The 21,666-nt window shown below is 42.5% G+C and carries 15 protein-coding genes and 1 pseudogene; 11 read left to right on the top strand and 5 right to left on the bottom strand.

Going from position 1 to position 21,666, the window contains the following annotated elements:
• The first annotated feature begins 188 nt into the window (after nt 1–188).
• The 5 genes and pseudogenes from ACFQ21_RS11165 (at nt 189) to ACFQ21_RS11145 (ending at nt 10,120) form a co-directional block, all read left to right on the top strand.
• A pseudogene (locus ACFQ21_RS11165) lies at nt 189–568 on the top strand (GxxExxY protein).
• 78 nt (nt 569–646) lie between these two features.
• Complete coding sequence (locus ACFQ21_RS11160) at nt 647–3,121, top strand: zinc-dependent metalloprotease (RefSeq protein WP_377578955.1); 2,475 nt, start codon at nt 647–649, stop codon at nt 3,119–3,121.
• Nucleotides 3,122–3,232: 111 nt separating this feature from the next.
• Nucleotides 3,233–5,596, top strand: coding sequence for a penicillin-binding protein 1C (gene pbpC, locus ACFQ21_RS11155; RefSeq protein ID WP_377578953.1), 2,364 nt, complete (start codon nt 3,233–3,235; stop codon nt 5,594–5,596).
• A 97-nt stretch (nt 5,597–5,693) separates the two neighbouring features.
• The gene (locus ACFQ21_RS11150) at nt 5,694–6,911 is read left to right on the top strand and encodes an OmpA family protein (RefSeq protein ID WP_377578951.1); all 1,218 of its coding nucleotides are present in this window, start codon (nt 5,694–5,696) and stop codon (nt 6,909–6,911) included.
• An 893-nt stretch (nt 6,912–7,804) separates the two neighbouring features.
• A complete protein-coding gene (locus tag ACFQ21_RS11145; RefSeq protein ID WP_377578949.1) occupies nt 7,805–10,120 on the top strand; it encodes an RICIN domain-containing protein in 2,316 nt (771 codons plus the stop codon).
• Nucleotides 10,121–10,295: 175 nt separating this feature from the next.
• Here ACFQ21_RS11145 and ACFQ21_RS11140 read toward each other — a convergent pair whose 3' ends face one another.
• Nucleotides 10,296–11,666: a pyridoxal-phosphate dependent enzyme gene (locus tag ACFQ21_RS11140; protein ID WP_377578947.1), complete on the bottom strand. Its 1,371-nt coding sequence runs from the start codon at nt 11,664–11,666 to the stop codon at nt 10,296–10,298.
• 346 nt (nt 11,667–12,012) lie between these two features.
• Here ACFQ21_RS11140 and ACFQ21_RS11135 point away from each other — a divergent pair, with 346 nt between their 5' ends.
• The 6 genes from ACFQ21_RS11135 to ACFQ21_RS11110 all read left to right on the top strand — a co-directional run bounded on the left by ACFQ21_RS11135 (nt 12,013) and on the right by ACFQ21_RS11110 (nt 18,014).
• A complete protein-coding gene (locus ACFQ21_RS11135; RefSeq protein WP_377578945.1) occupies nt 12,013–14,226 on the top strand; it encodes a peptidase domain-containing ABC transporter in 2,214 nt (737 codons plus the stop codon).
• A 13-nt stretch (nt 14,227–14,239) separates the two neighbouring features.
• Nucleotides 14,240–14,551, top strand: coding sequence for a hypothetical protein (locus ACFQ21_RS11130; protein ID WP_377578943.1), 312 nt, complete (start codon nt 14,240–14,242; stop codon nt 14,549–14,551).
• A 152-nt stretch (nt 14,552–14,703) separates the two neighbouring features.
• The gene (locus ACFQ21_RS11125) at nt 14,704–14,853 is read left to right on the top strand and encodes a hypothetical protein (RefSeq protein ID WP_377578941.1); all 150 of its coding nucleotides are present in this window, start codon (nt 14,704–14,706) and stop codon (nt 14,851–14,853) included.
• A gap of 93 nt (nt 14,854–14,946) precedes the next feature.
• Nucleotides 14,947–15,954 (top strand): grasp-with-spasm system ATP-grasp peptide maturase, encoded by a 1,008-nt coding sequence (gwsG, locus tag ACFQ21_RS11120; RefSeq protein ID WP_377578939.1) that lies wholly within the window; start codon nt 14,947–14,949, stop codon nt 15,952–15,954.
• Nucleotides 15,955–16,120: 166 nt separating this feature from the next.
• Nucleotides 16,121–17,104: a grasp-with-spasm system SPASM domain peptide maturase gene (gene gwsS / locus ACFQ21_RS11115; protein ID WP_377578937.1), complete on the top strand. Its 984-nt coding sequence runs from the start codon at nt 16,121–16,123 to the stop codon at nt 17,102–17,104.
• 256 nt (nt 17,105–17,360) lie between these two features.
• The gene (locus ACFQ21_RS11110) at nt 17,361–18,014 is read left to right on the top strand and encodes a DUF6624 domain-containing protein (RefSeq protein WP_377578935.1); all 654 of its coding nucleotides are present in this window, start codon (nt 17,361–17,363) and stop codon (nt 18,012–18,014) included.
• A gap of 14 nt (nt 18,015–18,028) precedes the next feature.
• On the opposite strand, the gene ACFQ21_RS11105 is transcribed toward ACFQ21_RS11110, so the two are convergent.
• The 4 genes from ACFQ21_RS11105 to pyrR form a co-directional block, all read right to left on the bottom strand.
• The gene (locus tag ACFQ21_RS11105; RefSeq protein WP_377578933.1) at nt 18,029–19,300 is read right to left on the bottom strand and encodes an HlyD family secretion protein; all 1,272 of its coding nucleotides are present in this window, start codon (nt 19,298–19,300) and stop codon (nt 18,029–18,031) included.
• 76 nt (nt 19,301–19,376) lie between these two features.
• The gene (locus ACFQ21_RS11100) at nt 19,377–20,177 is read right to left on the bottom strand and encodes a GNAT family N-acetyltransferase (protein WP_377578931.1); all 801 of its coding nucleotides are present in this window, start codon (nt 20,175–20,177) and stop codon (nt 19,377–19,379) included.
• A gap of 10 nt (nt 20,178–20,187) precedes the next feature.
• Complete coding sequence (locus ACFQ21_RS11095) at nt 20,188–21,111, bottom strand: aspartate carbamoyltransferase catalytic subunit (protein ID WP_377578929.1); 924 nt, start codon at nt 21,109–21,111, stop codon at nt 20,188–20,190.
• 5 nt (nt 21,112–21,116) lie between these two features.
• Nucleotides 21,117–21,659 carry a bifunctional pyr operon transcriptional regulator/uracil phosphoribosyltransferase PyrR gene (gene pyrR, locus ACFQ21_RS11090; RefSeq protein ID WP_377578927.1) on the bottom strand — a complete coding sequence of 181 codons (543 nt, stop codon included), beginning with the start codon at nt 21,657–21,659 and terminating at the stop codon, nt 21,117–21,119.
• Between the last annotated feature and the right edge of the window lie 7 nt (nt 21,660–21,666).

The following is a 21,666-nucleotide window of genomic DNA, read 5'->3' as shown; positions in this document are numbered from 1 at the left end:
GGACGCGGATTTACGAAGACATATTTATAGGATTGTCGGTATTCTATAGTTTGTTCCCGTGAATCTCCGTTCTTGGCGGGCCTTATATTTTATACTCTGTTGTATTTCAAATCGATCTATAGGCTGTAATTGTGTATAGATAAAATCTCCATTTTGCTATTGCTTTGTCATAAAGTAAAAACCGTTGTATGACAGAGAATGATATATCTTGCCAGATCCGTGGAACAATCTTTAAAGTACACCGGGCACTCGGTTCCGGCTTATTCGAGTCGGTATATGAAGCCGCCCTCGCTTATGAATTAACGCAAGGCGGATTAAACGTGAAAACACAAGTAGCCATGCCGGTACATTATAAAGATGTAAAGCTGGATACAGCTTTCATCTTGATATACTCGTGAATAACCTGGTGATAGTTGAAATTAAATCGATTGAAGAATTTAACAGCGTGCATCACAAACAAATATTAACCTATATGAAGCTGGCCGATATCAAACTCGGCCTCCTGGTTAATTTCAATACCGATCCTGTTTCCAAAGGTATAATTTGGAAAGTTAATGGCCTTCTGTGACTGGATTATGACCACTCACTAAAAATAAACATGAATATATAGTTCATCCTTTGTACTTTCAACATCAAACCTGAACCGATGAAAAAAGTACTATTGGCCCTTCTGTTGACCCTCCCTATTATATTGCCAGCCCAAAAGAAAAAGAAGTCCGATGAGCCTGCTCCGCAGAAGCTCGCTTCATCTATCGATGAAAAAACAGGCGACTTAAAAAAGTATCCCGGCTATATTGAATTCTATTACGATGAAAGGCAGGATAGAGTATGGCTGCTCATTGATAAGTTTAACACCGAGCTGCTATATATAGAATCGCTCACAGCCGGTGTCGGCTCCAACGATATAGGACTTGATCGAAATCAGTTGGGGCGCGAACGCATAGTATATTTTGAAAAGCGCGGATCAAAAGTATTACTGGTTGAACCTAATAATTTTTATCGCGCTATCAGCAACAGCCAAGCCGAACGCAGAGCTGTAAAGGAATCATTTGCTGAATCGGTACTCTGGGGATTTACCGTAGCTGCCGAAGACAATGGAAAAGTACTCGTTGATGCTACTGACTTTTTTATACAGGATGTACACGATGTAGCCGGTACACTCCGTGCCACGCAGCAAGGTGGTTATGGTCTCGATAAATCGCGCAGTGCTTTTTACCCGGAGCGCATTCGTAACTTTCCACTTAACTCCGAATTTGAAGTGACGCTTACCTTTACCGGTCAACCTTCAGGGAGCTATATACGCAGTGTTACACCTACACCTACCAGTGTTACGATACGCGAGCATTTCTCATTTGTTCAGTTACCGGATAGTAATTATAAGCCACGCAAGTTCGATCCGCGTGCAGGCTACTTTAATACTTCATATTACGATTACGCTACACCGATCAGCGAACCCATCGAGAAGCGATTCATCAACCGGCACAGACTGGAGAAGAAAGATCCTTCTGTTGCCGTAAGCGAGCCCGTTAAACCTATTATATACTATATGGATCCCGGTGCACCGGAGCCTATACGTTCTGCATTAATGGATGGTGCCAAATGGTGGAACCAGGCATTTGAAGCGGCCGGGTATAAAAATGCATTTGTAGTGGAATTGCTCCCCGAAGATGCCGACCCGATGGACGTGCGTTATAATGTTATCAACTGGGTACATCGCGCAACACGCGGCTGGTCGTATGGGGCATCGGTTACAGACCCACGCACCGGTGAAATTATAAAAGGACACGTTACCCTTGGGTCACTTCGCGTGCGTCAGGATTTTTTAATTGCAGAAGGATTACTCGCTCCGTATGAAGAAGGAAAGCCTGTGAGTAAAGCAATGGAAGAAATGGCGCTCGCCCGCCTTCGTCAACTGGCAGCACATGAAATAGGACATACGCTCGGACTCGCGCATGCCTATACATCAAGCACGGAGAACCTCGCATCGGTAATGGACTATCCTCACCCTATAGCAAAAGTTGTGAATGGAAAAGTTGATCTGTCCAATGCATACGATGATAAGATCGGGGCGTTCGATAAAGTATCCATTACGTATGGTTACCAGGATTTCCCGGAAGGTGTTGATGAAGATAAAGCGCTTGATGCCATTATACAGAATTCGCTTAAAGCAGGTCTTACATTTTTGTCGGATCAGGATGCACGACCAACCGGTGGTGCACATCCCTACGCACACTTGTGGGACAATGGTGCTGATGCTACCAATGAATTGAATCGTGTTATGGAAGTGCGATCTATAGCACTGAAAAATTTTGGCGAACGAAATATCAAGCCGCACACACCCATGGCAACACTCGAAGAAGTGCTCGTGCCTATATATTTCTTTCATCGCTACCAGGTAGAGTCGGCTGTAAAAGTATTGGGCGGTATAAATTACCGTTACGCACTGCGTGGCGATGGACAACCCGTTGCGGAGTTGCTTACGCCCGAGCAACAGGCAAAAGCACTCGCAGCGTTGCTGAAAACTGTTGAACCCGGTGCCTTGATACTTCCGGAAAGTTTACTGGTAAATATACCCCCACGTCCTATAGGCTATCAGCGTCATCGTGAATTGATCAAACTGAAAACCGGGTTAACCTTCGATCCACTTTCATTAGCAGAAACATCTGCCGATATGACGTATAGCCTGATCTTGCACCCAGCGCGTGCCAACCGTTTGGTAGAGCATCATGCAAGAAATATCAATCAACCGAGTCTTGAAAGTGTACTGGATAAACTGATCGCACATTCATTCAAGGCTGCTCCTAAATCAGGACAGGAAGGCGCAATACAAATGAGCATTGATGGCGCTCTATTTTCCAACTTGGCAAAACTTGCAGCGTCCAACAACGCATCGCTGCAAACACGCGCGATTACGTTGTTAAAGCTGGAGCAACTCAAGGGCTGGCTCAAACAGAGAAGTCCCGTAACGACTAACGAAGAGTGGAAAGCATTCTATGTATATATAGCATCGCTTATTGAAAAACTCCAGGAGAAACCGGAAGAGTTCAAAGCCGACTATCCGCTTGAATCTCCTCCCGGCATGCCTATCGGAGATACGGACATGGATTTTTGCGGGCATTAAAATTCTGTGGCCCTGTCTCGATAACTATCGGGACAGATTTACGAAGAGTAAAATATATCTGCATCAACCTGCGTATTCTGCGGGAATGAATTCACTACTTTTGCGACTAGCATGTCGCGGAAGAACAAGATAAAAGCTGGATTGGCATTACTCGTTGTCGGGTTGATAGTATATTACTTTTCGCTGCCTTCTAAACTTTTTACCGATCCATATTCAACTGTACTGGAAGCTTCCAACGGTGAATTACTAAGTGCCGCTATTGCACGCGATGGACAATGGCGTTTTCCGGAAACTGATTCAGTTCCCGATAAATTTACTGAAGCTATTATTACCTATGAAGACAAACGCTTTCGCAGCCACCCGGGAGTAGATGTATTGTCATTAGGGAGAGCCTTTCGCCAGAATATAGCGGCACGAAGTATTGTAAGTGGAGGCAGTACCCTAAGCATGCAGGTAATTCGTCTTTCGCGAAAAGGGAAGTCGCGCACAGTTGTTGAGAAAGTCCTTGAGATTATACTGGCCACACGATTGGAATTACGCTATAGCAAAGAAGATATACTCGCGCTATATGCATCGCACGCTCCGTTTGGAGGGAATGTTGTTGGTATAGAAGCGGCATGCTGGCGTTACTTTGGTCGCGATGCACGCGAACTCTCGTGGGGCGAAGCAAGTTTACTCGCTGTATTACCAAATGCACCTTCACTCATGCACCCCGGTAAGAATCGGGAGCAACTCCGGATCAAGCGAGATAAATTACTGGACAAGCTGCGAGACATCGGCAAGATCGATACATTTACCTGCGCGCTTGCCAAAGAAGAACCTATACCGGAGGAACCTCAACCCTTGCCACGCGCAGCACGACATTTACTCGTGCGCATGCAGGCAGATGGTTTTGCTGAGCAGAAAATACAATCAACATTACAATACAGCTTGCAACAACGTGTCGAGCAGATCATGCACGACCATCACCAGCGACTGGTTGGAAATAAAATTCATCATGCCGCTGCTATCGTTGCTGATGTAAAGACCGGAAACGTAGTGGCCTATGTCGGGAATGTTGACAATGGAAAAAATTACAGGGGAGATGATGTGGATGTAAATGTCTCGCCACGCAGTACCGGAAGTATACTGAAACCTTTTCTGTATGCTGCTATGCTGGAAGAAGGAAAAATTCTCCCGAAAACATTACTGCCGGATGTGCCGGTATATATTAATGGTTTTGCTCCGAAGAATTTTTCGAAGGATTATGATGGCGCGGTTCCTGCGGATAAAGCATTGATACGGTCCTTGAATGTACCGGCAGTATATATGCTGCGTGAGTATCGCTACGAGAAATTTCATTCGCTGCTGAAATCATTGGGCATGACGACCCTGAATCATCCTCCTGATCATTATGGTTTGTCGCTGATATTGGGAGGTGGCGAAGGAACGCTGTGGGATATAGCAGGCATGTATGCTTCGATGGCGCGCACGTTGAATAATTACTTTGAACATCCGGGCAAGAACCGTTATGACCGCGCAGACTTCCATGCACTGAAATATACCGCAGACAACAATCAGAACGTTACCGTCCCTGAACTGGAAGAAACTTCATTCGTCAATGCATCTTCGATCTACCAGACCTTTGATGCTTTGAAAGAAGTATACCGCCCGGGAGAAGAATCTGGCTGGCGCTACTTCAACAGCTCCAAACCAATAGCCTGGAAGACGGGTACCAGCTTTGGCTTTCGCGATGGCTGGGCAGTAGGCGTAACCCCCGATTATGTAGTGGGTATATGGGTGGGTAATGCCGATGGCGAAGGTCGCCCGGGACTAACCGGTACCGATGCAGCTGCACCTATATTGTTTGATATATACTCCCAGTTGCCCGGGGAGCGTTGGTTCCAGTTGCCGAAGATGGAGATGGAAAAGATTACTGTATGTGCCCGCAGTGGCTATCGTAACAGTTCGTTGTGTGATGAAGTGGATACCATCATGGTAGGCCGACACGGCTTGCAGAGTGTAGCCTGTCCGTTGCATAAGAAAGTTCACCTGACAGCGGATCAGAAATTCAGATTACACAGCGCTTGCGCTTCCGTTAATGAAATGAAAACGGTTAACTGGTTCGTATTGCCACCCGTGCAGGAATATTATTATAAGCCACGCAATGTATCGTATCGCACGTTGCCGCCCTTTCGAAAGGATTGTCAGTCATCGTTCAACCTCACGGCGATGGATCTTATATATCCGAAGCCTAACGCGCGCATCTTTATACCGCGCGATCTGAATGGTAAAATGGGGAGTGCTGTTTTTGAATTAGCACATCGCAACGCTATGGCTACTGTTTTTTGGCACCTCGATGGAAACTATATCGGCAGCACGCGCAAGACACATCACCTTGCGGTAAATCCTGAACAAGGTAAACATATACTTACCGTTATTGATGAGAACGGAGAAATGCTCGAACAATCTTTTGAAGTTTTATCGAAGATGTAAGCTTCTGATAAATAATGGCTTACTTGCTTTTTCTTAAATCTTTGCTAAATTCGTATTTATATTGATAAACCTATAATATTTAAGACCCAGTGTGTCTATGAAGACATTAAAACTTTTTGCACTGGTAGGCATTTTTTCTGTATTCTTTGCGATACAGCCTACCGTAGCCTCGCGTCCGGAGCAAATAAATCTAGACGAACCCCAGAACTATGTAGTTATCGGAGCTTTTAAGATTCATCGCAATGCCGTGCGGTTCAGCGATCACGCCCAGAGCCTGAGTCTCAATGCGAAGTATGAGAAAAACGTTAACCGTAACCTGTACTATGTATATGTATTGCAGACGGCCGATCGCGCTGCAGCCATTGCGGAAGCAAACCGCCTGCGTTCCGAATCTGAATTTACCGATAGCTGGGTATATAGCGGCTCCTTCACCAAAGAAACAGCACCTGCTGCTGTGGCAACACGAAGTGTCGATGTAAATCCGGCCACGGAAGAAAAAATAGAAACGGTGCAACCAAAAGATCCTGAGCCAGTTGCAACGACTGTAACCACACCCCCTGAAACTACTCCAACCGAACAGCCGGCCTCACAATCCATCGATGATGGTGGAACCGGTAAAAGTTTCTTCTTTAAAATATACCGTGCTACAGATAGCGATGTTGTGCAGGGGGATGTGAGTGCTATTGACGTAGACCGTACCCGCAAGATGGGAACCTATAAAGGAAATGCCCCTGTAAAAGTTGCCGACCCGCTGAGCAAAACCGACAGCGTGTTACTGGTGTGCGAAGTATTCGGATACCGGAAATCACAACGCAACATTTATTATAATGAACCTTCCGGTGAAGGAATTGAAACCGATGCTAACGGTGCGGTAGTAGTGCCATTTGAATTGATACGTTTGAAGAAAGGCGACATCGCGGTAATGTACCATGTATACTTCTATAAAGATGCATCGATCATGCGCCCCGAGTCTCGCTATGAAGTGGAGAGCCTGCTGAAGATGTTAAATGAAAATAAAAATTACCGCATCAGAATACACGGTCATACCAACGGAGGTGCCAGCGGTAAAATTATTTCGAAGCCAAAAGATGGTGATAATTTCTTTTCATTGACAGGCTCCGTAGAGGGCTTTGGTACTGCGAAAAAACTTTCCGAAGAACGGGCAGAAATTATTCGTGATTTCCTGTTGAAGGAAGGTATAGATCCATCACGTATGGAAACAAAAGCCTGGGCAGGAAAACGTCCTATATACGATAAACTTAGCAGTCGTGCGCAGGAAAACGTGCGCGTGGAGATTGAGATATTGCAGGAGTAAGCGGAGATACGTTAATGGTTATCCGTTACCGGTGAATCATTAGCCGTTATTCGTATAGTTTGGTAATGATAGCGATTCTAGAATATACTATAGATTCTGTATAAATCAAAAGGTCGAAAGCCTTAACATCCTTCGGAAATTTTGTGAATTGATTCAAGCAAGCGCATGTTTTATACATGCGCTTGTTCTTTATATATCCTGTTACTTTCAAGCAGGGCAGGCCGATTTATATTCCTGGCAATACTGAATGTTGTTTGTTAAGAGTGGTCAATCCATCCTGCTAACGCTCCGGCTATAGTATATATAGATCGGGGTTCAAACATTTTATTCTCATCGCAACAGGTTCTTTATCAGTCAGATCACGTTAAGGTTGCTGCTATATTCTATCCCCCAATTTTTATAGCATGAATCACTTTTGTCGCGAAGAGGTGCTCCTCTTTTGTCAGTCATATCTATACTTTAAGAATCCTTTTGTAAGAATGCCAGTGAAAGCGATTTCAGATCGTATTCAAACGATTTAGTAAGTTTTTACCGAAAACGTTAGCGGTTTATACATTCGATAGCCTACTCAGAGATTTTTCGGTACCGCAAAGGATTTCGGCAATCTCTACTTTTGGAATACACTAAACCAAAAAACGTATGCAGCAAAAACTCTTTTTATCGGTTATTGCCGCGATCGGGTTTTTACCCCGTGGCGCCCCTGATGATGAAGTTCCGGATTTTGAAAAACCATTCCGGAAAAACTGAATTACACATCTCTCTGGTTAGCCAAGCCTTCCTCGAAAGTTACCGACTAAATGTAAAGGCACCGTTGTGATCTGCTTTGTGAATCGTTATCGGCTGATGAACGCAGATTAGTAAATCAATGATAATCACAACTTAAACCTTTGAGAATGAAAAAATCAATACTTCACGAAGCAAGAATGTGCCTGATATGGGCTTTACTATTCTTTGCAACCAATGCCGCGCTTGCTCAAGCTGTTACAGTAACAGTTAATGCTACCCAGAACAAGCGCTTGATTTCACCATCTATATATGGAAAAAATGATTTCTTCGACAAGACCACGCAGTTCTATAAAGATGCGGGGCTGCGTTTTGCACGGATGAATGGAGGCAATAATGCAACCGGGTATAACTGGCGAAAGAAAATTACGGTTCACCCGGACTGGTATAACAATGTTTATACTTCGGATTGGGATGCATCGGCACAAAAAGTTAACAACAACTTTTCGAACATGCAGGGCATGTTTGCCTTTCAATTACTAGGGAGAGTTGCATCCAATAAAAATAACAACTTTGATGACTGGGCCTACAACCAGGCTGCGTATTGGGAAGGCGTGGGACAGAATTTAGCGGGCGGAGGAACACCCAACCCGGATGGCGGAACCAAAGCCAAAATAGAAGGGAACATTAATTTGTTTACGCAACCATGGCCGGCAGATTCTTCCGTGGCAATTCTTAATCACTGGTTTGGATCAAACGGTTTACGACTTGACAGAAACAAGTTTGTATACTGGAATATGGATAACGAGGTAGATATATGGAATGGTACACATGACTATGCTATGCCTACATTAATATCCGCTTCCGCGTTTATGGACCGATATATAGAACTGGCCAAGAAAGCAAAGGCACTATATCCGGGTATCAAGCTTTGCGGACCTGTTGCGACTTCTGAATGGCAATGGTATAATTGGTCTAATGAAAGTATATATGTCAACGGAAGGTATTATTCCTGGATCGAGTATTTTATCAAACGACTTGGTGATGAGTATAAGGCAACCGGTGTCAAACTGGTAGATGTAGTAGATATTCACAACTATCCGTTCTATAATAACAATGATGCAGCAGCGCTGCAGGGACATAGAATATATTACGATGAAACGTATGACTATCCGGGGTCTAACGGTATTAAAAAAATTACTGGCGGATGGGATGACACAATAACAAAACAATATATATTCAAGCGTATAGAGGGTTGGTTGGCTGAACATTTCGGAGCAAACCATGGCGTTACAATGGGGGTAAGTGAATGGGGTACCATGTCAAGCACCAACTCAAATCTTGAATCTGTTATTTATGCTTCGCACCTTGGTACGTTTGCAAATAATGGAGTCGAATTGTTTTCACCCTGGAACTGGTCTGTAGGTATGTGGGAAACACTGCACCTCTTTAGCAGGAATGCAAAGAAATATAGTGTATCCAGTACATCTTCCCTTGAAAATACAGTATCGGCTTATTCATCAATAAATGAAAACTCCGATTCGCTGACTGTGATTGTAGTTAACCGCGATATGAATGCTTCGCGCAGTGTAACGGTTAACCTCAGCAACTTTAATGTTGCCAATGGTAATTACACAACCCTGCAACTCGCATCGCTGCCAGCTACAGAGACCTTTGTATCGCACACGCAAAATGCATTGAAGGTAGGCACCGTATCAGTTAATTCAAATTCACTTGCCATCACGGTACCAGCACTTTCTACAACAGCAATTCTATTGGTGAAGGCTCCCGCGGTTACATACGTTTCATTAGTCAACCGAGCTACTAACTTACGCATCGATGGTATGTATAGATCTGACAACGGTTCTAATGCAGGACAGTGGAGTAACAGTGGAAGCACAGCACAGCAATGGTCAATAGAAACTGTTGGAAGTTATGTGATGCTGAAAAACCGTGCAACCGGATTATACCTTGATGGTATATCCAGAACGACTAATGGTTCTGTGGTGGGGCAGTGGGCTTACAGCGGAAGTAACGCACAAGAATGGACAAGAGAAACCGCAGGAAGTTATTTTAAATTTAAGAACAGGGCTACCGGACTATATCTTGACGGAATGGGACGTACTAATAACGGTGCTGATCTGGGGCAATGGAGTCAAAGTACTCATGTAAATCAGCAGTGGTCAATTGTCTCGATTGGAAACGGAAGAGAAGGTGCTCCGGAGGAAAGTGTAAATACCACCGAGGAATTTGCTGTTAATGTATATCCTAATCCGTTCGCCAGAACCATAACACTTGATATAGTGGGGACAGATGAACAATTGAAAATTACAATACTGGATGCAACAGGTAAGGCGGTAGAAGCGACTGCGCATGCCGGAGGTCCGGGTAAATTGTCATTAGGTGCTGCGCTGAGACCAGGTTTGTATATCATTCGGGTGAACGGTGTGAAAACATCACGATCCTTTAAAGTTTTGAAGGAGTAATTCTTCCTTGAGAATAAAAACGAAAGTCATCTTACGATGGAGCGAATCCATCGGAGATGACTTTTGATTTTTATAGCAGAAACAGGAATTCGTTTCCCGTTACACCGTCCACTGACCTGAAGCTATATATAGCTTCAGGATTTGCAACGAACGGATAAGGATTAAAAGATAACGACTAACTCGTCACCGCCTGCAAAACATCGTGCTGCGTAATGATATGCACCCGCTCCTGGTCATCGCGTACCAGCAGGGCTTTATTATCTTTATTGAGTAATGATGATAGTACATCCAGCGTACTGTCTGGAGCAACGAATAACATTGGCTTGTCCATTACATCACCTACTTGTTTGGATTGAAGCTGAGGATCCTGAATTATTTTTTCAAGAAGACTCGCTGAACTTACACTGCCTACAAAATGATTATTTTCTGTTACTGGTATCTGGTCAATGCCCTGCTTGTTCATTACCATGATTGCCTCGCTGATCTTCGATGATTTATTTACCGTGATCAGGCTGTCTTTCCCATTGCGTGCTGAAATGATATCGCGTGCTGAACCAAAGCTGCGCGCTTCTGTAAAACCATGATCTTTCATCCACTGATCGTTATATACTTTAGCGAGGTAACGCGTACCATGGTCCGGTAACAAAATTACCATCACGTCATCTTTCTTTAAATGCTCACGCGCATACTCAAGCGCACCGTGTAGCGCAGAGCCGCTTGACCATCCTACAAACAATCCTTCTTCGCGAGAAAGTCTTCGGGCAGCGATTGCGCCATCTTTATCCGTTACTTTAATAAAAGTATCGATCACATCGAAGTTTACGTTTTTCGGAAGTATATCTTCACCAAAGCCTTCGGTGAGGTACGGGTATATTTCGTTCTCATCAAATATACCGGTCTCCTTATACTTCTTGAAAACAGAGCCGTATGTATCTATACCTACAGTCACCAACTTCGGGTTCTGTTCTTTCAGATATTTAGCAGTACCGCACATGGAACCTCCGGTACCCACCGTTGCAACGTAGTGCGTAATTTTACCTTCGGTCTGTTTCCAGATTTCAGGCCCGGTTGTTTCATAGTGGGCAGCCGCGTTGGATGGATTATCGTACTGATTCGGATAGATCGAGTTCGGAATCTCTTTATTCAATTTGCGCGCTACGGAATAGTATGAGCGTGGATCATCAGGCGCAACGTTTGTCGGGCACACCACTACCTCTGCACCCACTGCTTTCAGAATATTTATTTTCTCCTGCGATTGTTTGTCGGCCATCGTAAAAATGCAGCGGTATCCTTTGGCAACGGCTGCCAGTGCAAGGCCCATACCCGTATTACCGGATGTACCTTCAATGATGGTGCCGCCTGGTTTCAGTATACCAGCTTTCTCGGCATCTTCCACCATTTTGATGGCCATGCGATCTTTGGTCGAGTTGCCAGGGTTGAAGTATTCAACCTTTGCCAGAACAGTACCGGCAATGCCCTTTGTAACTTTATTAAGTCTCACCATTGGGGTGTTTCCAATGGTTTCTATAATGGAATTGTAAATCATCAGCAGTAATCTTTTTAAGACTTCAAAAGTACAAAAAAATCGGGAGCTCCGCGCTTCTTCAGTGCCTTCAAAACAGGCCATATTTAAATTTACGGCCTTTGTGGCTTTGTTTTTCCTTTCATACAAATGAACTTTAAAATGCATAGTATATTTAATACAACTATACCCCTACTGGCCGCGCTATATATTGGCGACTATTTATATTTTTCCCGGGATAAAATATATTCTCTTCATCTGCTTGATCACACTAAATTCCAACTATATTCGTTTTACTTAAGCTTGCTCTCCCTCGAAGAGAGTCATTTATAGTTTGTTTGTTGGCAATTTTAAAACGATATGTTAAGGGGTGTTAGGTACATTTAGATTTTTTAGACAGTATGATCAGATGGATTGTGGCCCCACCTGCCTCCGTATGATCGCCAAACATTATGGTAGAAACTACTCGTTGCAATTCTTGCGAGCCAGAGCTTTTTTAGGCCGCGAGGGTGTTTCCCTATTGGGGATTAGTAGTGCTGCCGAAGAGATTGGATTCCGAACGTTGGGTATAAAGCTACCGTTTGAGAAATTTATAAATGAAGCTCCTGTACCCAATATCGTCCACTGGAATCAAAATCACTTTGTCGTTGTGTATAAGATCAAAGGTAAAAACGTATTTGTTGCAGATCCTGCCAACGGCCTACTGAAATATACCCAGGAAGAATTTAGAAAGTCGTGGGCGTTAAGTGTTGAAAATGGAAATCACATTGGAGTAGCTCTGTTACTCGAGCCTTCTCCCGCATTTTACGAGCTAGATGCCGAAGAGGACACTCCTCAAAAAAAAGGCCTTTCGAAGTTATTGACTTACCTTCGGAACTACCGGAAATTTATAGTTCAGTTATTGTTAGGGTTGATTCTGGGGAGCATTATTCAGCTTATCCTTCCTTTTCTTACGCAATCGATAGTGGATGTCGGTATCAATACACAGAATATAAATTTTATTTACCTGATCCTGGCGGGGCAGTTGATGCTATTCTTTAGTCGCACCGCAGTGGATTTTCTAAGGCGATGGATACTGATGCATCTCAGTACCCGTATTAATATTTCGCTTATTTCAGATTTTCTGATGAAAATGATGAAGCTGCCTATATCTTTCTTTGATAGCAAGATGGTAGGCGATCTACTTCAACGCATTGATGATCACTCCCGTGTTGAGCAGTTTCTGAGTTCTTCGTCCCTCAATATTCTGTTTTCAGCTTTCAATCTCTTGATTTTCGGAACAGTACTGGCTTTTTACAATGTTCCTGTATTCTTTACTTTTTTTGGCTTCAGCACTATATATATAGTATATGTATTACTTTTTTTAAAGAAACGGGCGGCAATTGATTATAAACGCTTTGCTCAATTATCGAACAATCAAAATAGTTTGATCCAGTTGATACACGGTATGCAGGAGATCAAACTCAATAACTGTGAAACGCAGAAGCGATGGGAATGGGAACGAATACAGGCTAAAATATTCCGGCTAAATGTTGATAGTGTAAAATTACTGCAGTACCAGGATGCGGGGAGTCTTTTTATAAATGAGCTTAAAAATATTCTCATTACGTTCATGACAGCGCTTGCTGTGATTGAGGGAAATATGACGCTTGGAATGATGCTGGCTGTGCAGTATATCATCGGGCAACTTAATTCTCCTATTAACGAATTCGTCAATTTCATGCGGCATTTACAAGACGCTCGTATTAGTCTTGATCGCATCGGCGAGATCCATACCATGGAAAATGAAGAGGATGCTGTTGGTTCTGAGGACGCCATGCTGCAAACCAATTTATTGCCTCAATCGAAAACAATCATTCTAAATCAGGTTTCTTTTCAGTACGATGGTCCTCATTCTCCACGAATACTGGAGAGTATCGATCTTATTATACCCGAAGGAAAAGTAACCGCGATTGTAGGCACAAGCGGGAGTGGTAAAACAACATTGATGAAACTGCTATTGAAGTTTTACAATCCTGTGTCGGGAAGTATATCTTCCGGAGGTTCCAATTTGCAATATATATCTGCTGCGGCCTGGCGAAGGCAGTGCGGAGTGGTGATGCAGGATGGATACATTTTTTCCGATACGATAGCCCGAAATATAGGATTGTCGGATGAGACTATAGATCACGCGAAGTTATTACATGCGGTGAAGGTCGCAAATATCCAGGATTTTATAGAGTCGCTTCCTCTGGGATACAACACGAAGATCGGCAGTAACGGTATTGGGCTAAGTCAAGGACAAAAGCAACGATTGTTGATTGCGCGTGCCGTATATAAGAATCCTGATTTTATTGTACTGGATGAAGCTACATCTGCGCTGGATGCCAATAATGAAAAAATCATTATGGAGAATTTGAACGAATTCTTTAAAGGCAGAACAGTGGTTGTAATCGCACATCGCTTAAGTACTGTAAAAAATGCTGATCAGATCGTTGTCCTGGAAAAAGGACGAATTGTCGAGGGAGGAACGCACGAGGACTTAACGAAGACAAGAGGAATATATTTCAACCTCGTGAAAAATCAATTGGAGTTAGGCAATTAATATATCGTTCATTATGAGTTTGCTAAAATATATACAGCGGCTAAAACGCATTGATGACCTCGTTAGCAGAAAGGCTACGGGTAATGCTGTGGAATTTGCCGCCAGGCTCGGTATTTCCAGGAGTCAATTACTGCAGGACATCAGAGAGTTGAGAGAGCTAGGTGCTGAAATTGAGTATTGCTCTATACAGCGATCATACTATTATAAACAGGGCTACGGTATGGTGATCAGCTTTCCCAACGAAGGAAGTCGGATAAAAGGCGGAAAAAAAATAGCAAGTTTTTTGTCAGTCCAGCATGACTGGATCAACAATTTTTATTTTTAACTGCCGGGTAAAAAACAACCTTGGGTTAGTATAGCAACCGTTGAGATACAAAAGAGTATATATATAACGCTCTGCGTGAAAAAAATACTGCAGTATAGGCGGATTCTGAAAAGCCTTAATAGAGTAGGAACCCAAACAATAATTTTTGATTTATGAAATTCGAAAGTATTAAGAACGAGAAATTTGAGATGCTAACATCAGAAGAACTTAACCAGATTAAAGGCGGTACAGCTCCTTCGGTTGTTCTGACGTACGATGACGTTAAAAATGACGAAGAAGAAAAAGATCGTTACGCTGATTAAGCGATGATCTGAATCATGAAGGCTGACTTAAAAGCTTCTCTCTACGGGAAGCTTTTTTGTCAGCTTTTTTATAATAATTCTTTGTTGAGTGAAATGATTTTAATCTTTAGTAAGAGTAAAGCGGAGATCACGACAGAACAAGTTATCGACTGGATTCAATTTTATGATCAGCCATGGAAAAGAATCAATGGGAGTGATCTTGAGAATTTTGATCTATATATTTCGCTGGATGAAAGTTCAGATAAGATTCGTATTGGCGATTACCTGTTGAATGCCGATGATGTTAACGTTGTTTGGTTCCGGCGGTGGCAGGATAATATTCCTTATAAAGAGTTGGTGGCTTTTGACGACACTATATCTTACGAGGTAAAGTCTCATTATAAGTTGGAACGCAAAAAATTAAGTCAGTTGTTGTTTGACACATTTAGCGATATACACTGGCTTTCGTTTCCGGATGATGATTTTAATAAATTCAAAGCACTGAGAGTAGCAAAAAAGGTAGGGCTTTCCATACCGGCTACCTATATTGTCAACAATATAAAAGACCTCAAGTCTGTCGTTAACAGCGAGGATAAAATTATCACAAAGTGCATTAGCGAATCGCCGGCCTATTTTTCAAAGAAGCACTCGTATATGATGTACACACGGGAGTTTATTTATGAAGAGATGGAAATTGAAGGTGATAGGTTTTTTCCTACGCTATTTCAAACGAAGATAGAGAAGGAATATGAGCTTCGTATCTTTTATCTTGATGGAGTTTGCTATAGTATGGCTATTTTCTCGCAGCGAGACGACAGGACCCGGGACGATTTTCGGAATTACAATTTTTCAAAACCGAATAGAAATGTTCCGTATAAATTACCGGCTTCTGTAGAAGAGAAAATTGTTCTACTGATGCAGCGGCTGGAAATGGATACGGGGTCAATAGACATGGTTAAAAGTATAGATGGCGAGTATATATTTTTGGAAGTGAATCCTGTAGGGCAATTCGGAATGACATCAGAGCCCTGTAATTATTATCTTGAGAAAAAAGTAGCGGAGTATCTGGTTGATAAAAATGTAGATCATGGAAGAAAATCTGAGAGATCTGTTTCCCGATGAAACACTGAAGAGACTGCCATTGAATTATAGGCTGATAACGAAGAAGGAGTTCAGAGAAGATAATTCAATGAAGGTTAGAAATGCATCCTGCTCGCGTTACAATGCAGAGAAGTTTAGTTGTATTTCTTATTACAAACCTATTTCGCGGATTGTTAAAAAATAACGTGTGAAGTTTAAGTTATACGCGAATTGTATACCCACCAAGGGTGCTCAGAGAAGCACTATCTGTGATGTTCAGCGGGGAGATATTTATTTAATTCCCAATGCATTGTTCGATATACTGTCGCAACATCCAAATAAATCTGTGGACGAAGTAAAGGGATATTATGATGAATCTAATGCGCAGGTAATTGATGAATACTTTTCATTTTTAATAGATAATGAGCTGGGATTTTTTTGTAACAACCCGGAAAATTTCCCGGATATAGAGCTTGCATGGGAAAGTCCGGAAGTTATAACAAATGCTATTGTTGACATAGATTCCACATCTACGTATACTATAGATAAGGTTCTGCAAGAGCTGCAGGATCTTGGCTGTAAGAATATAGAGTTTAGAATTTATAATGGTTATGATCTTGAAAGGCTTACAGGCCTTTTGAATAAACTTGAAGATAGTATTTTCAGGTATGTTAGTTTATTGGTCCGGAGTCATTATTCGTTTTCTGTTGAGAATATAAAGAATCTTTGCACGCAGTTCAGGAGGTTGCAAAGCGTAGTTGTGTTTGGCGCTGAAAAAGATCAAACGGAAGATGATATTTTTTATACTACTCAAAATATAGAGTCTTCAAATTGTTGCGGCGTAGTGAGCTATAAGTACTTTACACCGAACCTCAAAATGTTTTCGGAGTCGAGAAATTTTAATTCATGCCTGAACCGGAAAGTCTCTATCGATGTAAAAGGAGTTATCCGGAATTGTCCATCCATGAAGGAAGGGTATGGCGATATTAATTACACAGAACTACGTGAAGTTATACGCAAACCGGAATTTCAGAAATATTGGCATATTACGAAAGATGAAATTGATATTTGTAAAGTATGTGAATTTAGAAATGTATGCACAGACTGTCGGGCTTTTACAAAAGAACCTCCATCATTATATTCCAAACCTTCGAAATGTTCTTATGATCCGTATACAACAACGTGGAATTAGCACATCAGGCAATATGAATTTTTTGTATACTTTTTCGCTGATGTTTTTGTCACTTTTTTTTTCTTCGTCAGTTCACAGTCAGAATTATTCTGCATACGTAAAAAAAGCGGACTCTTGCTATGAATCGAAGTCATTCCTAACGTCAGCGCGATACTATCAATCGGCAATTGAGTCCATTAGCGAGAATTATGTTAACCCCAATATATATTGCTCGTGTTCTATTTCATTTTCGAAAGCAGGTAAGAAAAATGATGCTATGCGCTACCTGAAGAAATGTATTCAACGGGCAGGCACATCAGCCTCCGAACTTGAAGAAAGTGAAGATTGGGATGCTATTAAAAAGAGTAAAGATTGGAAAACAATTATGAACTTAGCAGGTGACCAGGAAAAAATGAGAGATACAGCGTTGATAAAAAAACTAAAAGATATCGGGAAGAAGGATCAATTCTTCAGAAGTAAGATTGATAGTATTTCCAGAAATAGAGTTGGTGACGCTGCTCTTCGCAAGAGTTATTTTCGACAGCAGGCTGCGCTTGACTCCATTAATTTGTTATCGGTGATTGCTATATTGAATGCAGAGGGATATCCTGATCGTACAAAGGCGTTTAAGTATGCGATCAACTTGTTCTTTGTGGTTCAACATTCCGATATATCGACTATGGAGACTTATTATCCTTTGTTTGAAAAGGCTGCGGAGAACGGTGATCTGGATTGGAAGGCGTTAGCACTTATGACCGACAGAATCCGCAAGAAAAAAGGACTTAAGCAGATATACGGAACTCAAACAGTAAAAGGGAGTGACGGTAAGTGGGTTTTGTATGATGTTGAGAACGTTGAGTCGTTGAATGAACGAAGATTGAAGATAGGACTGGAACCTATAAATGAATATTTAAAGCTGATCAATTTATAGGAGGCGATTCAATTCTATTGTCGGTCTCTCAGCAGATATCGGAATTGATAAAATATCCGGTCAATGATTCTCAGATCTTCTGTGATTATCTCCGTCTCGCCATGTAGTTGATTCTTAAATGGTAAATCTTTGTTGTAGGTTGTTAAGAGTCCCGTTGGTAATTCGATTTTGGCCAGGTATTTTTTGTCAGATGGTATTTCAGATATTTCGGTAACGATTCCTCTCAACATGCCAAACTGTTCCGTAGGGAAATTAGCGAGTCGTATGTTTACGGCTTGGCCTTTTTGTACTTTTCCTGATCCGGCAATTGGTATTTCAGCCTGCGCATACATCTTTCTGGTATCCGGTATTATCGTGAACAATTCTTTTCCGGGCTCTGTATATATATTGTTGTCCAGAAATTTCAAATACGCTATAGTGCCTTCTATAGGTGTTATAAATAAGTAAGTTTCTTCCCACTTGGCAATTCTTGCCATTAGCTCGTTGCGTGTATTTTCCGCGTTAAGAATTAGTTTATTATTCTGATCAGTTTTTTGAGCTTCTAGTTCTACGATCTGTTTCTGCAGTACACTGATCTGAATTTCGTTTGCCGTTATACTTGACTCCGAGTTCTTATAGGTATGTTTTTGTTGAAGGTAAAGCGCCTGAGCGGCATTATAGTCTTGCGCAGAGTTTACCTGTTGCCTGAACAACAGTGAATCACGTTTGAATTTTTCGTGTGCCAATGCAAGTTCTTCTTGGGTAATCGAGAACTGAGCGGAAAGTGTACTGCTTAATTTTTTATACGCGTTTTCCTGTTGTAAAAGTTGTTTTATCTGTTTGGAGTGAATGTCAATTTGCTGGAATCGATGAAGCTCGTTGGTTGCATTGAGGAAATCTGTAAAATAAGGTTGAATCTCACCAAGATTCCAGGAAGGGCTTTTATATAGTTCGGGACTTTTTTCCTGTACAGCCTTTTTCAGCGCGAGTACATCGAACGGATTTGCATTGGATTTGATGTAGGCGATCAGGTCTCCTGTTTGAACTTTGCTGTTCTCTTTCTTTAGCAGCGTGATGTTTCCGGAAGTTCGTGACGGAAGCGTTAATGGTGGGGGAGATGTAGTAACAACAACGGTAGCATTAATGATATCAGGGTATTTAATAAACCTGCAGAGCAACAACAATACGGTAAACAAAGCAAAGATGAGTGTAATGCCCCACCGGTTTATCCATCCCGGAACTTCACTGATTATTTCTTGTATCTCATCACTGTGAATTTCAATTTTTCGTATAGAGCCTTCTTTCATTTAGTATACATCTGGAGGTGTTAAGATCGCACTATAACATAGAACTTAAAAACCGCTCCTATAGTATATTGAGACTTTATCCGAAATTTCCTCCAATCCGGTTGTAAACTTTAGCAGGTTGCCAGGGGAGCGGCTTGCCGAGGTACATGCGGCTTCCTTTCAGATATTCTTTTAACCCGAGAGAGGTAAGTGCTTCAATACCATGTTGGTTTGCTTCCGGAAGCGCTGCCTTTTTTATTCCCTGTGTATGCTTGAAGTATAACAATGCGGAACCTGCTTCTTTATTGCGGGCTAGTACCGGCCCATCGCCCAATGTTGGCAGATAATACCCTTGCACAGCATTTTGTTCAACGATAAGTTTTGCATCTTTTAAGAGCGGTGCTATGAGTTTGGATCTATCTTCACCCGAAACATCTCTGTCAAGTTGAAGAAGGTTGTGGGTAAATCTCTCTTCGAAGGAAGAGATTGTATAGCCGTTGTTGAATGAAGTATCCTGCTCGGTTTTGAAGAACAGGTAGTCCATCTCTTTTATGAAGCCATGCCTTCTATATACCGGTTCGCCCAATGAAGTTGCCAGTAACAATACAGTTTGTATACCGGGTTTATTAGCCTGGTCGATGAGTGCTTTTGTAATGATGCCGCCAATGCCTTTGTTACGATGGTCGTTATGCACGATGATGTGTGCAAGCCATGCGGTATGCTGGTGAATGATGGTGGCACCAATGCCTGCTATAGCACCGTGCTCGGTATATTTTATAGGGAAACAAAAATCGACACGCAGGTAAAAATCAAATACCGGTGCAAGCGGATTCCAATCCGGAGGCCGAAGCTCGTGAAGCAGTTCAAGATCTTTGGATGTGAGTGCTTCTATCGGCATATACTATATATCAGGCTGCTCCGGCCAGTAAGTATAGCACTGCCATGCGTACAGCCACTCCGTTTTCTACCTGGTCGAGTATGATGGAATGTTGTGAGTCAGCAGCATCACTGCTCAGTTCAACACCGCGGTTGATAGGGCCTGGGTGCATGATAACGATCTGCTTCTTGAGACTATCCAGCAATTTTTTGTTGATGCCATAGTAAAGCGAGTATTCGCGCAACGATGGAAAATATTTTATCTGCTGACGTTCTAATTGTATACGCAGCACGTTGGCTACATCGCACCATTGCAGTGCCTTGCGTACATCGAGCTCCACTTCAACACCGAGTTGTGCTATAAATTTAGGAAGCAACGTGGGCGGTCCGCACACCATAACCTTGGCGCCTAACTTTTGCAGTGCAAATATATTTGAGAGTGCTACGCGTGAATGAAGTATATCTCCGATGATGGCGATCTTCTTACCGGCAACCGATCCTAACTTTTCGCGAATGGAGAAAGCGTCCAGTAGGGCTTGCGTTGGGTGCTCATGCGTACCATCGCCAGCGTTAACAATGTTGGCTTTAATGTGCTTGGCCAGGTAATGCGGAGCTCCGGGGCTCGCATGGCGCATCACGATCATATCCACCTTCATCGCCAGGATGTTATTCACGGTGTCCAGCAGTGTTTCACCTTTTTTTACCGAGCTGTTGGACGCAGAAAAATTGATCGTATCAGCAGAAAGTCTCTTTTGTGCAAGTTCAAAAGAAAGCCGCGTGCGCGTTGAGTTTTCGAAAAAAACATTGGCGATCGTAACATCGCGCAGGGAAGGCACCTTTTTTACCGGCCGGTTGATAACCTCTTTAAAATTCTCAGCGGTTTCGAAAATAAGTTCTATGTCTTCGCGGGTAATGTTCTTGATGCCAAGCAGGTGTTTTTGACTGAGTTTCGACATAGTCCTTAATCCTTATTGATCAACCAGATCTTATTTTGTTTATGGCCTTGAGCTTCGAGTTCTACCAGCACACGCTGGTATGATAACGTATTGACAGATTTACCCACGTAGTCGGCAGCAATGGGCAGCTCGCGGGTATATTTCCGATCGATCAGTACGAGCAGCTCCACTTTCTTGGGCCTGCCAAACGCGATCATCGTATCGAGTGCAGCACGAATGGTGCGTCCTGTAAAGAGCACATCATCTACGAGCACCACGTGTTTGCCTTCAATGGCAAATTCAATTTTTGTTTCGCTTGCCTTTGCCGGAATCTCGCGCCTGCGGAAATCGTCACGATGGAATGTAGCATCCAGATATCCCAGGGGAATATCTTTTTTGGTAAGCTTTTCGAGTTTTTGGTGGATGATCTCGGCAACGAAAATGCCGCGGGGCTGCATGCCGATAATTACGCTTTCAGAAAAATCTCCGTGATTCTCAATTAATTCCTGACAAAGACGACTAATCGTTATATCGAGGAGGTCGGTGTCAAGTATTAATTTCTTCTGCATAATGCCG

Origin of the sequence: Ohtaekwangia kribbensis (assembly GCF_042676245.1) — a bacterium.
Classification (GTDB): Bacteria; Bacteroidota; Bacteroidia; order Cytophagales; family Cyclobacteriaceae; genus Ohtaekwangia; species Ohtaekwangia kribbensis.
The sequence above is the reverse complement of the archived record's forward strand: the minus strand, read 5'-3'. Positions and strand labels throughout refer to the sequence as shown.

What these genes read in the sequence shown, in the direction of transcription:
- ACFQ21_RS11160 (WP_377578955.1), top strand. Translation starts at nt 647, where the DNA reads ATGAAAAAAGTACTATTGGCCCTTCTGTTGACCCTCCCTATTATATTG.
- pbpC (WP_377578953.1), top strand. Translation starts at nt 3,233, where the DNA reads ATGTCGCGGAAGAACAAGATAAAAGCTGGATTGGCATTACTCGTTGTC.
- ACFQ21_RS11150 (WP_377578951.1), top strand. Translation starts at nt 5,694, where the DNA reads ATGAAGACATTAAAACTTTTTGCACTGGTAGGCATTTTTTCTGTATTC.
- ACFQ21_RS11145 (WP_377578949.1), top strand. Translation starts at nt 7,805, where the DNA reads ATGAAAAAATCAATACTTCACGAAGCAAGAATGTGCCTGATATGGGCT.
- ACFQ21_RS11140 (WP_377578947.1), bottom strand. Translation starts at nt 11,666, where the DNA reads ATGATTTACAATTCCATTATAGAAACCATTGGAAACACCCCAATGGTG.
- ACFQ21_RS11130 (WP_377578943.1), top strand. Translation starts at nt 14,240, where the DNA reads ATGAGTTTGCTAAAATATATACAGCGGCTAAAACGCATTGATGACCTC.
- ACFQ21_RS11125 (WP_377578941.1), top strand. Translation starts at nt 14,704, where the DNA reads ATGAAATTCGAAAGTATTAAGAACGAGAAATTTGAGATGCTAACATCA.
- gwsG (WP_377578939.1), top strand. Translation starts at nt 14,947, where the DNA reads ATGATTTTAATCTTTAGTAAGAGTAAAGCGGAGATCACGACAGAACAA.
- ACFQ21_RS11110 (WP_377578935.1), top strand. Translation starts at nt 17,361, where the DNA reads ATGCGCTACCTGAAGAAATGTATTCAACGGGCAGGCACATCAGCCTCC.
- ACFQ21_RS11105 (WP_377578933.1), bottom strand. Translation starts at nt 19,300, where the DNA reads ATGAAAGAAGGCTCTATACGAAAAATTGAAATTCACAGTGATGAGATA.
- ACFQ21_RS11100 (WP_377578931.1), bottom strand. Translation starts at nt 20,177, where the DNA reads ATGCCGATAGAAGCACTCACATCCAAAGATCTTGAACTGCTTCACGAG.
- ACFQ21_RS11095 (WP_377578929.1), bottom strand. Translation starts at nt 21,111, where the DNA reads ATGTCGAAACTCAGTCAAAAACACCTGCTTGGCATCAAGAACATTACC.
- pyrR (WP_377578927.1), bottom strand. Translation starts at nt 21,659, where the DNA reads ATGCAGAAGAAATTAATACTTGACACCGACCTCCTCGATATAACGATT.